The 16,046-nt window shown below is 43.9% G+C and carries 14 protein-coding genes; 13 read left to right on the top strand and 1 reads right to left on the bottom strand.

Going from position 1 to position 16,046, the window contains the following annotated elements; genetic code table 11:
• The first annotated feature begins 1 nt into the window (after position 1).
• The 11 genes from I4V84_RS04500 (at position 2) to I4V84_RS04450 (ending at position 13,082) form a co-directional block, all read left to right on the top strand.
• Positions 2-847, top strand: coding sequence for an energy-coupling factor transporter ATPase (locus I4V84_RS04500; protein WP_118582720.1), 846 nt, complete (start codon positions 2-4; stop codon positions 845-847).
• Positions 838-1,725, top strand: coding sequence for an energy-coupling factor transporter ATPase (locus tag I4V84_RS04495; protein WP_118582723.1), 888 nt, complete (start codon positions 838-840; stop codon positions 1,723-1,725). Before I4V84_RS04500 ends, I4V84_RS04495 begins: the two co-directional genes overlap by 10 nt.
• A complete protein-coding gene (locus I4V84_RS04490; protein WP_118582725.1) occupies positions 1,722-2,525 on the top strand; it encodes an energy-coupling factor transporter transmembrane component T in 804 nt (267 codons plus the stop codon). The genes I4V84_RS04495 and I4V84_RS04490 overlap by 4 nt, the downstream gene beginning before the upstream one ends.
• Positions 2,526-2,627: 102 nt before the next feature.
• Positions 2,628-3,371, top strand: a complete 744-nt coding sequence (gene truA, locus I4V84_RS04485) for a tRNA pseudouridine(38-40) synthase TruA (protein WP_334286015.1) — start codon at positions 2,628-2,630, stop codon at positions 3,369-3,371.
• A 341-nt stretch (positions 3,372-3,712) separates the two neighbouring features.
• Positions 3,713-4,840, top strand: a complete 1,128-nt coding sequence (locus I4V84_RS04480) for a sugar-binding protein (protein ID WP_148461696.1) — start codon at positions 3,713-3,715, stop codon at positions 4,838-4,840.
• 98 nt (positions 4,841-4,938) lie between these two features.
• Positions 4,939-6,477, top strand: a complete 1,539-nt coding sequence (locus I4V84_RS04475) for a sugar ABC transporter ATP-binding protein (protein WP_173771707.1) — start codon at positions 4,939-4,941, stop codon at positions 6,475-6,477.
• 17 nt (positions 6,478-6,494) lie between these two features.
• Entirely contained in the window at positions 6,495-7,652 is a 1,158-nt protein-coding gene (locus tag I4V84_RS04470) for a sugar ABC transporter permease (RefSeq protein WP_148461694.1), read from the top strand.
• A 193-nt stretch (positions 7,653-7,845) separates the two neighbouring features.
• On the top strand, positions 7,846-8,856 hold the full coding sequence (locus I4V84_RS04465; RefSeq protein ID WP_187565445.1) for a substrate-binding domain-containing protein: 1,011 nt from the start codon (positions 7,846-7,848) through the stop codon (positions 8,854-8,856).
• A complete protein-coding gene (locus I4V84_RS04460) occupies positions 8,857-10,359 on the top strand; it encodes a histidine kinase (RefSeq protein ID WP_195991336.1) in 1,503 nt (500 codons plus the stop codon).
• A 69-nt stretch (positions 10,360-10,428) separates the two neighbouring features.
• The gene (locus I4V84_RS04455; protein ID WP_148461691.1) at positions 10,429-12,024 is read left to right on the top strand and encodes a response regulator; all 1,596 of its coding nucleotides are present in this window, start codon (positions 10,429-10,431) and stop codon (positions 12,022-12,024) included.
• On the top strand, positions 12,021-13,082 hold the full coding sequence (locus I4V84_RS04450) for a substrate-binding domain-containing protein (RefSeq protein WP_195991335.1): 1,062 nt from the start codon (positions 12,021-12,023) through the stop codon (positions 13,080-13,082). Before I4V84_RS04455 ends, I4V84_RS04450 begins: the two co-directional genes overlap by 4 nt.
• A 106-nt stretch (positions 13,083-13,188) precedes the next feature.
• Here the strand turns inward: I4V84_RS04450 and I4V84_RS04445 are convergent, their stop codons facing one another.
• Positions 13,189-14,358: a cation diffusion facilitator family transporter gene (locus tag I4V84_RS04445; protein WP_195991334.1), complete on the bottom strand. Its 1,170-nt coding sequence runs from the start codon at positions 14,356-14,358 to the stop codon at positions 13,189-13,191.
• A 644-nt stretch (positions 14,359-15,002) separates the two neighbouring features.
• Here I4V84_RS04445 and rplM point away from each other — a divergent pair.
• Both rplM and rpsI read left to right on the top strand, forming a co-directional pair.
• Positions 15,003-15,431, top strand: a complete 429-nt coding sequence (gene rplM / locus I4V84_RS04440) for a 50S ribosomal protein L13 (RefSeq protein WP_117853326.1) — start codon at positions 15,003-15,005, stop codon at positions 15,429-15,431.
• A gap of 17 nt (positions 15,432-15,448) precedes the next feature.
• Complete coding sequence (rpsI, locus tag I4V84_RS04435) at positions 15,449-15,841, top strand: 30S ribosomal protein S9 (protein WP_118580486.1); 393 nt, start codon at positions 15,449-15,451, stop codon at positions 15,839-15,841.
• Positions 15,842-16,046: the final 205 nt, after the last annotated feature.

Genomic DNA, 16,046 nt, shown 5'->3' with positions numbered 1-16,046 from the left:
TATGGGAATTATCAAGGCATTCAAGCTGGGATTTGACTATCTCAAGTATGATGAGGACGGCAATGTGGAAGCAACGCAGCGTGCTGTCAATGATGTAAACCTGGACATTGAAGCCGGCGATTTTGTGGCCGTTCTGGGGCACAATGGTTCCGGAAAATCCACATTGGCGAAGCAGATAAATGCATTGCTTATCCCTTCAGAGGGAACCATGTGGGTGGATGATATGGACACAGCCAAGGAGCCGGAGCTGTGGAAAATCCGCCAGAAAGCGGGGATGGTTTTTCAGAATCCGGACAACCAGATCATTGGTACGGTTGTGGAAGAGGATGTAGGCTTTGGTCCTGAGAATATGGGAGTACCTACAGACGAAATCTGGAAGCGTGTGGATGACAGTCTGAAAAAGACAGGAATGACCGCTTACCGTTATCAGTCTCCGAACAAGCTTTCCGGAGGCCAGAAACAAAGAGTTGCCATCGCAGGTGTTGTGGCGATGCGTCCAAGCTGTATTGTACTGGACGAGCCAACTGCAATGCTTGATCCGAATGGCCGGAAGGAAGTATTGAAAGCCGTTTCCGAGCTCAATAAAAAAGAAAATGTAACCGTTGTCCTCATTACCCATTATATGGAAGAAGTGATCCATGCCAACAAGGTTTATGTGATGGATGGTGGAAATGTGGTAATGCAGGGAACTCCAAGAGAAATTTTTTCCCAGGTAGAGACACTGAAGAAATACCGGCTGGATGTACCCCAGGTGACATTGCTCGCCCATGAGCTTCACAAGGCTGGCGTGGACATTCCGGAAGGAATACTGACGAAAGAGGAATTGGTGGGTGCATTATGTCGATAGAGCTTAAGAACGTGACCTATACTTACAGTCAGGGTACTGCTTATGAAAGCCACGCCCTGAAAGATATAAATCTTGTAATTCCGGATGGACAGTTCATTGGTGTGATTGGTCATACTGGAAGCGGAAAATCAACCTTGATCCAGCATTTTAATGCTTTGATCCAGCCTACAAGCGGTCAGATCCTTTATAATGGAGAAGACGTGTGGGCGGAGAATTATAACCGCCGGGCTCTTCGAAGTGAGGTGGGGCTGGTATTCCAGTACCCGGAGCACCAGCTGTTTGAGAATACAGTTCTGGCAGATGTTTGCTTTGGCCCTATGAATCAGGGACTTTCCAGGGAGCAGGCTGAGGAAGAGGCAAAAAAGGCCCTTGCCCATGTAGGTGTGAAGGAAGAGAATTTTACCAAGTCTCCTTTCGAGCTTTCAGGAGGCCAGAAGAAACGGGTTGCCATTGCAGGTGTTCTGGCAATGAATCCGAAAATCCTGATCCTGGATGAGCCTACTGCAGGGCTCGATCCACAGGGAAGAGATGACATTCTGGATCAGATTGCGGCTCTTCATAAGATGAGAGGAATTACCATTATCCTGGTTTCTCATAGCATGGAGGACATTGCCAAATATGTGGAACGCCTGATCGTTATGAATCATGGGGAAATGGTATTTGACGATACACCGAAGAATGTATTTTCCCATTATAAGGAACTGGAAGGAATGGGACTTGCGGCACCGCAGATCACCTATATCATGCATGCGCTTTCCGAAAATGGCCTGAATGTGGATACCACAGCTACCACTGTGGAGGAAGCCAGGGATACGATTCTGGAAGCTTTAAAGAAGCAGAAGCCTTCACTTCTTAAGAAGGGAGGCAGAAGCGAATGATCAGAGATATTACGATCGGACAGTATTATCCGGCAGATTCCGTGATTCACAAGCTGGATCCAAGAACCAAACTGGTAGGAACCATTGGATTTATTGTATCTGTATTTTTGTTCCACACCTTCGCAGGATATGCAGTGGCTACTATATTTCTTGCAGGAATGATCCTGTTGTCCAAGGTTCCGGTGAAGTTTATTTTTAAAGGTCTGAAGACTATTTTCATGCTGCTTCTGATCACCATATTTTTTAATATGATTCTTACCCCTGGTGAGGTGGTATGGAAGCTGGGATTTATTAAGGTGACAAAGGAAGGTCTGGTGCTGGCAGGTACTATGGCGATCCGACTGGTTTATCTGGTGATCGGTTCTTCCATTATGACATTGACGACGACGCCTAACCAGCTGACTGATGGTCTGGAGCGTCTGCTCCGCCCGCTGAATAAGCTCCATGTACCAGTACATGATATTGCTATGATGATGTCGATCGCCCTACGTTTTATCCCTATTCTTCTGGAAGAAACGGATAAGATCATGAAAGCGCAGATCGCCCGCGGAGCTGATTTCGAGAATGGGAATCTGATCCAGAAGGCGAAGAACATGGTTCCCCTTCTGGTGCCGCTGTTTATTTCCGCATTCCGACGGGCAAATGATCTGGCCATGGCCATGGAAGCAAGATGCTATCATGGCGGCGATAACCGTACCCAGATGAAACCGCTTTGTTATAAAAAAAGAGATCATATGGCATATGTGATTTTGGCAGCGTATCTGGCTGTTGCAATTGGATTTAGGGCAGCTGGAATTTAAATCGACTGAACATCCATTTAAAAAGTTATAGTTCCCTCATCTGTATTCAGAGTCTTAAAATAGACTACGGATGCAGATGAGGGAATTTTCACAAGGAGAAAGATGATGAAACGAATTGGACTTGTTGTAGCATATGATGGAACGAATTATTGTGGCTGGCAGACACAGCCCAATGGAATTACAGTACAGGGAGTGTTGAATGATACACTTTCTGAGCTTCTGGGAGAAAAGATTGAAACGATTGGTGCCAGTCGTACAGATGCAGGCGTACACGCCCTTGGAAACGTAGCGGTATTTGACGCCAACACCCGTATCCCGGGAGAGAAGATTTCTTATGCTCTGAACCAGCGTCTGCCGGAGGATATCCGGATTCAGATGTCCGAAGAAGTGGAACCGGACTTCCATCCAAGATACTGTGACAGTGAGAAAACATATGAATATCGCATTCTGAACCGCAAATTTCCGGTACCAACAGAGCGGCTTTATTCCTATTTCTATCATTATAAATTAGATGTGGACAAAATGAGAGAGGCAACATCCTACCTGATCGGAAGGCATGATTTTGCCAGTTTCTGCGGCTCCGGAGCCCAGGTGAAAACAACTATCCGTACAGTTACCGGAATTGAAGTTTTCCGTGATGGTGACATAGTTACGATTCGCGTTTCGGGAACTGGTTTCCTCTATAATATGGTCCGCATTATTTCCGGCACCTTGATTGAAATCGGAAATGGACAGTATCCACCGGAGCGCATGCAGAAAATCCTGGATGCCAAAGACCGTTCCGCTGCTGGTCCTACCGCACCGGCGCAGGGACTCACCCTGATGGGGATACAGTTCTTTGATTAATGAGTAACGTTGCTATTTAATGTGTTGAAAAGTTCTTCAGGAGGGACGCATTTGGACAACTTTCAACATATTAAATAGCAAATTTTCGAGATGCACCTTTCCAATACTTCTTTTTGGCATATCACTTCACACATTAAAAATGTCAATAGCACATAATTACAATCTAGCATAATTTCACAACAAAAATGTCCACCCCAGCACAATTTTGTGCATATCATAACACAAAAAATGAAAGAGCAATCCAAAATTAGTCCATTTTACACAGAGCATCGATATGATATTATAATCCCATCAAAAAGCTATAGAACATAGCAAATAAAAATGATACGGGAGGTTTTTTCATGAAGAGAAAAGTAGCAATGGCAATGGTAGCAGCAATGGCAGTTGGTTCACTTGCAGTTCCGGTAATGGCAGAAGACGGAGCAGCTGGCGGAAAGATCGGTATTTCAATGCCTACACAGTCTCTGGAGCGTTGGAATCGTGATGGTTCCTATCTGCAGAAACAGTTCGAAGATGCTGGATACGAAGTAGAGCTTACATACTCTGACAACGAGACAGACCGTCAGGTAAACGATATTCAGAACCTGATTTCCGACGGAGTTAACCTGTTAGTTGTAGCAGCTATCGATGGCGAGGCTCTTAATACAGTTATGGATGAAGCAGCAGATGCAGGAATCCCAGTTATTTCCTATGACCGTCTGATCAAGTCCGACGCTGTTTCCTATTATATTTCTTTTGATAACTACACAGTAGGTACCCTTCAGGGACAGTACGTAGTAGATTCTCTGGATCTGGACAATGCTGGAGACAAGACATACAATATCGAGTTTACAGCTGGTGATCCTGCTGATAACAATGCCGGATACTTCTTCAATGGAGCATTTGATGTATTAAAACCATACATTGATGCAGGAACCTTAAATGTAGTTTCCGGACAGACTGATTTTGATTCTGTTGCAACACCTGCATGGGATACCCAGACAGCACTTGAAAGAATGCAGAATATTCTGGCATCCTACTATGCAGACGGAACACAGCTTGACGTAGCTCTTTGCTCCAACGACTCCACAGCACTTGGTGTAACACAGGCAATCGAGTCTGACTATGCTGGTGATAACACAGTTCTGATCACAGGACAGGATGGTGATGAAGCAAACCTTGCAAACATCGTTGACGGAAAACAGTCCATGACCGTTTACAAAGCAGTTGCCAATGAAGCAGTCGTAACACTTGACCTTGCAAAAGCAATGCTGGCTGGTGATACAGTTGATGAGTCTCTGATTGAAAAATCTGGTTGGGATTTCGAGTGTGCATATGATACAGAGTCCTATGAGACATCTGAAGGCAACAAATGCCCATCCTTCCTTCTGGTTCCTACAGTTGTAACAAAAGACAACCTTCAGGAAGCACTGGTTGACCCAGGATATTACACAATGGATGATGACGGATATCTTCATCCGGCAAACTAATGAAGACTGAACGAAAACGTCATACAAATCAAAAATAAAGGTTTAAATGTGGGCGGGGTGAAAAGCCCCGCCTGCTTTATGGGAAAGGGGGCGCCATTTTGGCTGACAATATTTTAGTAATGGAACACATTACGAAGGAATTCCCCGGTGTCAAAGCTTTGGATAACGTTAACCTTGAAGTTCAGCGTGGCGAAATTCATGCGCTGATCGGTGAAAACGGTGCGGGAAAGTCCACATTGATGAACGTATTAAGTGGTCAGTATCCATACGGCAGCTATACTGGAACGGTTACCTACGAGGGTGAAGAGTGTAAGTTTAAAAAGCTTAATGACAGCGAGGCAAAAGGTATCGTTATTATTCACCAGGAGCTTGCATTGATCCCACTGCTTTCCATCGGTGAAAACATGTTTCTCGGAAACGAGATCAAAAATAAAAGAGGAGCCATCGACTGGGATAAAACATACAGCGAGGCTGAGAAACATATGGCTCAGGTAGGTCTTCATGAATCTGCCCAGACCCTGATCAAAGATATCGGAACCGGCAAACAGCAGCTGGTAGAAATTGCGAAAGCTTTTTCAAAAGATGTTAAACTGCTCATCCTGGATGAGCCGACTTCATCCCTGAATGATGAAGATGCAAAGATGCTTCTGGACCTGCTTATGGAATTTAAGAAACAGGGACTGACATCTATTATTATCACACACAAACTGAATGAGATCATTTACTGTGCAGACCGTTGTACCATTCTTCGAGACGGAAGCACAATCGAGACACTTACAAAAGGCGTGGATGACTTAAGCGAGGACAGGATCATCAAAGGAATGGTTGGACGTCCTATGGAAGATCGTTATCCGAAACGTGAGCACAATGTAAGTAAAGAAGTGATGCTGGAGGTAAAGAACTGGACGGTTCATCATCCTCTGTATCCGGAAAAAATAGTAGACGACAATATTTCCTTTAAAGTACATAAAGGTGAGGTTGTTGGTTTCTCAGGACTGCAGGGTGCAGGCCGTACAGAGCTGGCAATGTCCATCTTCGGTAAGAGCTATGGAAGTGCAATTTCCGGAGAATTGTACATAAAGGGTGAAAAAGTAGATTTGAAAGATCCTCGTGCAGCCATCCAGCATGGTCTTGCATATGTAACTGAGGACCGTAAGACAAACGGACTGATCCTTGATGAGTCCATTCGTTTCAATACAACTCTTGCCCGTCTGAACAAAGTCTGTGATAATGGAATTATCAACACGGACCTTGAGGTACAGCTGGCGGAGCAGATGACAAAAGAAATGGGAACGAAAACACCTTCCAATGAGCAGCGTATTGGTAACCTGTCTGGTGGTAACCAGCAGAAAGCCCTTCTTGGAAAGTGGATGTTCACAGAACCAGATATTTTGATTCTGGATGAGCCTACCCGTGGTATCGACGTAGGTGCAAAATATGATATTTACTGTCTGATCAATCAGATGGTGGAACAGGGAAAATCTGTAATCATGATTTCCTCAGAAATGCCTGAAATCCTTGGTATGTGTGACCGGATTTATATCATGAATGAAGGTAAAATGGCCGGAGAACTGGATGCGAAAGAAGCTACCCAGGAAGGCATCATGGCACATATCATGCAGAATCAGAAGAAATAATGAAGGGGGAAAACAAAATGAATGCAAAAATAAAAGACTTTTTAAGAAAATATACGATGGTTATTGCACTTGTAATCGTATTTATCCTGTTCTGTGCTCTGACTGATGGACGACTTCTTTTCGCACAGAACATGTCAAACCTTATGCTTCAGAACGGATACGTACTGGTTCTTGCATGTGGTATGTTACTCTGTATCTTAACTGGTGGTAACATCGATCTTTCTGTTGGATCTGTTATCTGCTTCGTTGGTGGTGTTGCAGCTGTCTTGATCGGCAGCAAGGGCTTCAATCCATTTATCACCATTCTCCTTTGCCTGGTAATCGGCCTTCTGGTTGGTGTATGGCAGGGCTACTGGATTGGTTATAAGAGAATTCCTCCATTTATCACAACACTTGCCGGCATGTTCATTTTCCGTGGATTTGGACGTCTGGTACTGGATAATAAGACAGTATCTATCCAGAACAAATCTTTCCTGAATGTATTTACATCCTACATTAACATTCCGGGACTTGATGATGGAAAGAAATATTCTGCACTGATCGTTGGTGTTCTGATCGCATGCTATATTATTTTCTCTACCATGCGTTCCAGAGCAAACAAAGCGAAAAAAGGTTATCGCCAGAATACAGCAGCTTCTGATTACAGCAGAGCAGCCGTGATTGCAGTTGTTATTCTGTGGTATTGCTACAAATTATATCAGTATAAAGGTATTTCCGTAATGCTTGTATGGGTAGTTGCAATCTGCATGATCTACAACTTCATCACATCCAAGACAGCGTTTGGACGTTACTTCTACGCAATCGGCGGTAACGAGAAAGCAACACAGCTTTCCGGTATCGATACAAATAAGGTTTATTTCATTGCATATACAAACATGGGCTTACTTGCTGGCCTTGCAGGTCTTCTCTGCGCAGCACGTGTAGGTTCTGTAAATGGTAGTACAGGTACATCCTTCGAGATGGATGCAATCGGTTCCTGTTTCATCGGTGGTGCTTCTGCATACGGTGGAAGTGGTACTGTAGGTGGTGTTGTAATCGGTGCTCTTCTCCTTGGTGTTATCAACATGGGTATGTCAATCATGGGTATCGGTGATTCCTGGCAGTATGTTGTAAAAGGTGCCGTACTTCTGATCGCAGTTGTATTTGATGTTATCTCTAATAGAAAATCCAACTAAATAATTGCCAAAAAACTGCTGAGAGTGCAGTAAACAGTAATCAGAAAGGAGCTGTTGCAGAAATGCAATGGCTTCTTTTGCATATAGCATGCAAATATGGTAAACTGTAGATGTTTGAAAGCATATTTATTTTATAATAAAATGGCGGTTTGCCTACAGGCAAAAGCGCGGGCAATAAAGGAACTTATTAATTATGAAAAAATCCACATTGACTGTTTTTTTTATTATAGTAGGCTGTATGTTATTTCTCTCTGGAATCTGGATTTATTTCCAGAAAAAACTGGATCAGGTGGATCTTGGTGAAGGCGAGGGTGCATCCAGCTACGCAAAACATTATCTGATGATAGCAGGAGCGGAAAATACCCTGATGTGGGATTCTATCTATGAAAGCGCCAGCCAGGCGGCAAAGGATGCAGATGCTTATCTGGAATTGATCGAGCCCGGGCACGATTCCAATTATAGTCAGGCGGATTATCTGCGTATTGGAATTGCCTCCCAGGTGGACGGGATCATTCTGGAAGCTGATGGAAGCGATGAAGAGCAGGAACTGATCCAGGAGGCCTCAGATGCGGATATTCCGGTAGTTACGGTGCTGACAGATGATTCCTCCAGTGCCAGAATCAGCTTTGTTGGACTGAATAGTTATCAGCTGGGAAATGCTTACACGGAACAGATCCTTGGACTTTTAAAGGAGCATGAGAATACGCAGGTCCTTCTTTTGTCAAATTCCCAGTCCAAGACACAGGAGACCAATCTGATCTATTACCAGATTAAAAAAGAACTGGAGGAAAAAAAGAAGGATTATCAGACCGTAACGATTTCAGAATACAACATTGACAGCAGCTCTGGCTTTGATACAGAGGAATTTGTCCGGGATATTTTTGTAAGCGAGGAGAACCTGCCAGATGTGCTGGTGTGCATGGACGAGGTTGTGACAGAGTGCGTTTACCAGGCTCTGGTTGACTATAACCAGGTTGGAAATGTGGATGTAGTTGGTTTTTATTATTCCGATGTAATTCTGGATGGTATCAGCAAAGGGATTATTTCTTCAGCTATCGCTCTGGATATGGATGAAATCGGAAGATACAGCGTGAATGCCCTGGAAGAGTTTTCCTCCCTGGGACATACCAGCAATTATTACAGTGTGGGACAGCATGTGATCACCAGAAGCAATGTTGGGACTTACAGAACGGAGGGGGATTAAGTGAGAGAGAGAAAAGGAAGCCTTTCCGTCCAGAATTCCATACAGACAAGATTAAGCTCTGTTATGGCCCTTGTCATGGTGTTTGTAGTATGCATCAATTTTTTTATCTTTGAACAGATTCATACCGGTGTAGACCGGATTGATGCTGTTTTTTCCAGCAATGCAGCAATTAATGATCTCTCGGATACCTTAAACAAGCTGGAAGGAACGGTTTACGAATATCTGAATATAAAGGGAACCAAGGCTCTGGAAAATTACTATCGCTATGAGCAGGATTACCGGGAGCTTCTGGATAAGCTGAATGACCGGAATGTGGACAATGAAGTAAAAATGCTGGAAAAAAATATACGCAGAATGTCAGAAAGCTATCTGAATCAGACCAGCGAGACTGTTCAGGCCAAGCGAGGCAGAAATATTGAGAAGTACAAGGCTTCTTATGAAAAAGAACTGCAGCTTTATGAATATATTAATTCTTATATTTACAAGCTGAATAATCTGCGCTTCCGGATGAATTCCTCCAATTACCAGCTCCTGCTTTCTTCTATGGATGTACTGTATCGGCTGGCACTGGTGGTTATTTTCATTGTGGCGGCAGTAGGCGTGGCCATTATCATTCTGTTTGTGCAATCCATGATCCGGCCGCTGACCCAGCTTTCCAGTACTGCGCATGAGGTTGCCATGGGAAATCTGAATGTGCCAATTCTGCCTGTTGTCTGCGAGGATGAGGTTGGCGTGGTAACCCGGAGCTTTAATCAGATGCTGGACAGCATACGCATTCATATTAAACAACAGCGTGAAAGTATAGAAAAGCAGGCGCAGATGAAGGAGAGGGAGCTTCTTATGGAGACCCATCTGAAAGAAGCACAGCTGAAATATCTTCAGGCTCAGATCAATCCGCATTTCCTGTTTAACTGTCTGAATGCCGGGGCCCAGCTTGCCATGCTGGAGGATGCAGAGCGTACCGGTGTTTTTCTGGAAAAGATGGCAGACTTTTTCCGATATAATGTACGGAAAATGGAGGATGATGCTCTTCTCTGGGAAGAGGTGGATGCAGTTGACAATTATATTTATATTTTAAATGTCCGATTTGCCGGAGATATCAATTATGAAAAAGATGTGGATGAGGGAATCGGGAATTTCAGGATTCCAAGTATGATTTTGCAGCCTCTGGTGGAAAATGCCGTGCAGCATGGAATTCACGACTGTATGGAAACTGGGAAAATCAGAATGTCCATTCACAAGGATGGGGATGACCTGGAAATCACAGTCAGTGATAATGGCGCCGGAATGACACAGGAGATGATTCGGTCTGTTATGGCAGGGAAAGCACGAAATAATGGAGAGGACCGTTATTCTACAGGCATAGCAGTAGGAAATGTAATTGACAGATTGGAACTGTATTATAAACAAAAAGATCTTCTTACCATAGAAAGTGAGGGTCTTGGACTTGGAACCAGTGTGCATATCACCTTACCTGTGGAGTTTGAAAGCACCAGTGAATGAGTAAAAAATGATAGCATGGAGTATGCTGCAATGAGCAGTGAACAGAGGCTGAATAAAGGGGAGTAAAAAATGTACCGTATTCTGATAGCAGATGATGAAGGACTTATGCTGGAAGCTTTTAAAGGAGTGATTCTGGCTGAATTCGGAGATAAATGCAGTGTGGAAACTGCGAAAACAGGAAGGGCGGTAATCGAGAAGGCGGAGACCTTTCACCCGGATATTGTGTTTATGGATATTCACATGCCTGGAATTAATGGAATCCAGGCTATGCGGGAAATCCGGAAGTTCAACAATTCCGCCTTGTTTTATGTAGTTTCTGCATATGACAAATTTGATTACGCCAAAGAAGCCATCAATCTTGGTGTGGAACAGTATCTTACGAAACCGATTTCGAAAAGTAAGATTATTTCTGTGGTGGAAGAAGCGACAGCAAAGGTGGATAAGGTTCGTGATCAGAGAAGTAATCTGTTGAAAATCCAGGAAAAGCTGGAGACAGTTATCCCGGTTGTGGAATCTGGTTATGTGAATTCTCTTCTTTTCCAGAAGGAGATGGCAGCAGCAGGTTATTACCAGCAGCTTCTGGATATTGAATATGGCCAGGGTTATGTTATGGTGGTGCAGTTTGGACAAAGCTATGAAAATGGAAGACTGGTAAGCCCGGTTGGAATGAATGTGAAGGCGCAAAGCTTTTATCCGGAATTCCGGGATGTGGTGAAGTCTGCTTTTCCCTGTGTGGTTGGAAATATTATGTCCAACCGTATCCCTGTGGTAGTGCCTTGTGAAATTTTCCAGAATCCTTATGAAGACCGTATTGATCTGGTGGAAAAGGCAAGAGAGCTGGTGGCAAGATTGGAGGGCAGACTGGATGCAAAATTCCGTGTGGGAATTGGAAGAGTATGGGAAATGGAAGAGCTTGAGAGATCTTACCGCGAAGCACTCCGGGCATTAAACGGAAGCCTGGGCAGGGTAATCCATATAGAGGATCTTTCCCAGAATGGTGTCTATGACGAGGCTTTTCCCGGCAATGATGAGAAGAGGATGTTCCGCTGTCTTGAGGAGGGAAATGAGGAGGGGATGCTCCAGGAGGTGAACTTCTTCTGTGACTGGATGGTAGAGCATTATTCACAGGATATGAATAATATCCGCCTGAAAATACTGGAGTTTATTATCTGGGGTGAGAAGATTGCTTTTGAAAGCGGCGCGATCAATTATGGATTTAGTTACCGCAGGGACTATTTGGATACTGCCATGTCGCTTTCAACCTATGAGGATCTTCGTAAATGGTTCCAGGAAAAGATGGTAAATGTATGCCGGGCAATCCGGGATCAGAAGGAAGATCAGTCCAATTCCGCGGTAAAGAAGGCCATGCTTTATATTCAGGAAAATTACAGCAGGGATATTTCTCTGGATGATGTATCCAGTCAGGTGAATATCAGTCCTTATTATTTCAGCAAGATTTTTAAGGAGGAGACTGGAGAGAATTTTATTGAGTATCTGACCAGAGTCCGGATCGATAAAGCCAAAGAGCTTCTGGTAGATGCAAATGTGAGCGTAAAGGAAGCGGGAATTCAGAGCGGCTATTCGGATCCCAATTATTTCAGCAGGATTTTTAAGAAGCAGATGGATATGACTCCAAGTGAGTATAAAGCGAGGTATGGAAAATGAGAAAGTGTCGTTGGCTGATCTTGTCGTTGGCTTTGCTCCTGGCAGCTGCATTGGCAGCAGGCTGCGGAAGTAAGCCTCAGGAGTCGCAGAAGGAAGAAGCAAAAGAGGAAGATAAGCTGAAGATCGGGCTTAGCTTTGACTCTTTTGTAATTGAGAGATGGCTGCGGGACCGGGATATGTTTGTTTCTACTGCCCAGAGCCTTGGAGCAGAGGTGAATGTGCAGGTAGCCGGAGGCGTTGTGGAAGAGCAGATTTCCCAGATAGAGTATTTTATTAAGAAAAAGATGGATGTGATCGTGGTGATCCCTATTGATGGAAATGCGCTGTATGATGTGCTGAAGGAAGCCCGGGAAATGGGGATTTATATAATTTGCTATGACCGCATTGTGGAAAATGTTAATGCAGATCTGTATATTACCATTGATAATGAAAAGGTTGGAACCCTTATGGGAGAGGCGCTGATCCAGGCTTGTCCAGAGGGAGGAAATATTTTTGCCATCAATGGATCTCCTACAGACAGAAATGTGGATGAAGTTGTGAGGGGGTTCAATAAAGCCATTGAAGGCAGTAATCTGAATGTGGTTTATACGGGATATTGCGATAACTGGATGGCAGAGCTGGCCGGAAATTATGTGACTCAGGGGTTGGAAGTTACAAAAGATATTGTAGGAGTGATGTGCGGAAATGATGATCTGGCAAGTCAGGCAGTGAAGGTGTTGTCGGAGAACCGGCTGGCAGGGAAGGTTGCTGTGGTGGCCCAGGATGCGGATCTGGCAGCTTGTCAGAGGATTGTGGAAGGTACACAGGAAATGACCGTCTATAAGCCTATTGAACAGGAAGCGAATACGGCGGCCGAATTCGCAGTGGCGCTTGGCAAAGGAGAGGATATTACTTCCGGAGAAGGGGAATACAAGGCGGTAGAAACCTTCAATGATGGGACATATGACATTCCTTATTATAAAATCGATCCAATTGCGGTGACGGCGGAAAATATGGATAAGGTGATCATTGACGGGGGATTTCATACGAGAGAGGATGTTTATTTGAATATTCGATAAGGAAAGGTGCTTCAAAGCGGACGCAGTGCGGACGAAATAACAAAAAGACTGATTTTTCATGCAGCTGCATGAAGAACCAGTCTTTTTGTATGGGGAAAAGAATTTTTTATGAATATACTCTGTCGATTTGAATCACGGCACAATAGTTGCCATCATCCATATTGCGGATGCGTTCTTTGAGGAGATTTGTGATCTCCACGTTGGTGAGTTTGCATTCGAAAGGAACCGCTATGTCGAAGATCAGGTTTGTGTGGGTAGGACCTTCTACTATGCGAAAATCGTGAATGGAAAGACGACGGTCCAGATTGCGGGTGATTTCTTCAATCTGGCTGCGTATTTCATTGACCTCCTTGTTGTCTGTGACAATGGGATCAATGTGGATGGTGGCAGAACAATTCAGTTTGTCCTGAAGCTCATGCTCAATGTTGTCAATCTCATCGTGGATAATCAGCAGATCTCCGTGGGCGGGAACCTCAGCGTGGAGGGAAAGAATTAGTCTGCCTGGACCGTAGTCATGGACAATCAGGTCATGCATGCCGTGGACAAGGGGATGGGCAAGAACGATCTCTTCGATTTCCTCTACTAAATTTTTCTCCGGGGCTTGTCCGAGAAGGGGATCAATGGTATCCTTCATTGTAGTGGTTCCGGTATAGAAGATAAAAATGCCCACCAGGACACCGAACCATCCGTCCAGCACCAATCCGGTAAGCTGACTGATGATAGTTGCCAGAAGAACCAGACTGGTGGAAACTGTGTCACTTAAACTGTCTCCAGCTGTAGCCTGCATGGCAGTACTGTCGATTTTGTGACCGATAGTGCGGTTATAGTAGTACATATATATTTTTACCAGAATAGATGCAATAAGGACAGCAATAATAACTGGGCTGCATTCAATGGGCTCCGGGGTGCGGATCTTGTCAATGGAGGAGCGGATCAGCTCGAAGCCCATGATCAGAATCGCAACTGAGACAAGAAGTCCGGAGATATATTCCATGCGTCCATGTCCAAAGGGATGCTCTGTATCCGGTTTTTGTCCGGAGAGCTTGAAGCCCACCAGAGTGATCACAGAGGAGCCTGCATCCGATAAGTTGTTGAAGGCATCCGCCGTGATGGCAATAGAGCCGCTTAGGATTCCGGCAAGCCATTTTCCTATAAAAAGAAAAATGTTCAAGGCAATTCCCACAGCTCCGCAGAGCATGCCATAAGACTGGCGAACCTGGGGGGAGCTGTAGTCTTTGTAATCTTTGATGAAAAAATGGGATAAAAATGTTATCATGAAAACTTCACCTCAAATAAAAGTAACTGTTCAGTTCTCTTACAGTTATGCGCTTTGTGATGCACAGAAAGGCGAACCCTCCTGCGGCACTTCCACAGCTGTCTCCTGGGGCTTTCATAGTGAAAATGCCTCGCGGAATAGTATTTGCTGAATAGTTATCTGAAAAAATAAAATAGTTACTGTGTATCCTGTGAATACATTCTTTTTAATGTAGCACATTGCGGAGAAAAATACCAGAGAAAATTTATAAAAAACGCTTGACAGAGAAAATTTATAAAATGCCTGATTAAAGTGTGTATAAATTGTTGTTCCAAAAGACACCTGTTGTGGATGGGCGTGTATAAGGTGGATGCAGCAAGCGGGCTTTGTGGAAAAGCTGATCAGCAATCCAGGAAGAATGTGGAAAACTTTTTGAAAAAAAGATGGAAATATGGGGAAAAAGTGGTTGACAGAAACGGAGGCTTATAATATAATAACTCAATGTGACGTAGTGCGAGATACTTTAGCCAATAGCCCCGGCGACGGTATTTATCAGCGGTTTCGGACATTTCCGCAGTAATTGCACCATCGTTTCCATATTACTAACATATGCGAGAATTCGCATTTATACAAACAATCGTTGATAAATAACAGGAGGTAAAACCATGCAGACTTATATGGCTAATCCAGATAAAATCGAGAGAAAATGGTATGTAGTTGACGCTGAAGGCTGCACCCTTGGCCGTCTGGCTTCTGGCGTAGCAAGCGTTTTAAGAGGAAAGAACAAACCTCAGTTTACACCACACGTTGACACAGGTGATTATGTAATCGTTGTTAACGCTGATAAGATCAAAGTTACAGGAAAGAAAATGGATCAGAAGATCTACTACAATCACTCTGATTATGTAGGTGGAATGAAAGAGACTACATTAAAAGAGATGATGGCTAAGAAACCTGAGAAAGTTGTTGAGCTGGCAGTTAAAGGTATGCTTCCAAAAGGACCATTAGGAAGAGAAATGTATACAAAACTTTTCGTTTATGCCGGACCTGAACACAAACATGCGGCTCAGAAACCGGAAGTTTTAACATTTTAATTAGGAGGTAGAAAACATTGGCTAGCGCAAAATTCTACGGAACAGGAAGAAGAAAAAAATCAGTAGCAAGAGTTTACCTTACCCCAGGTACTGGTAAAATCACTATCAATAAAAGAGACATTGATGAGTATTTTGGATTAGACACACTTAAAGTTATCGTTCGTCAGCCACTGGCTGCTACCGAGACAGAAGGAAAATTTGACGTACTTGTAAACGTACATGGTGGCGGATACACAGGACAGGCTGGTGCTATCAGACATGGTATCTCCAGAGCACTCCTTGAGGCAGACAAAGAGTACAGACCAGTTCTTAAAGCAGCTGGATTCCTTACTCGTGATCCTCGTATGAAAGAGCGTAAGAAATACGGTCTCAAAGCAGCTCGTCGCGCTCCACAGTTCAGCAAGCGATAATCGACTGCTTAATAATGCTAAAAAAGCCCGGAAATACGCTATTTTCCGGGCTTTTTCTATGTCCAAAATTCTGTCTGGACTGTTCGGTTTTGATGGAATTTGAACGGAAATTTATGGGTTTATAGTGGTCAAATTACTGGTGGACAATAGGAGCAAATGAAGTCCAATTTTGCCATCGACGGACGAACACATACTTGACCGATTT

This window comes from Ruminococcus sp. 1001713B170207_170306_F1 (assembly GCF_015668065.1).
In the GTDB taxonomy this organism is placed as follows: domain Bacteria; phylum Bacillota; class Clostridia; order Lachnospirales; family Lachnospiraceae; genus Blautia_A; species Blautia_A faecis.
The sequence above is the reverse complement of the archived record's forward strand: the minus strand, read 5'-3'. Positions and strand labels throughout refer to the sequence as shown.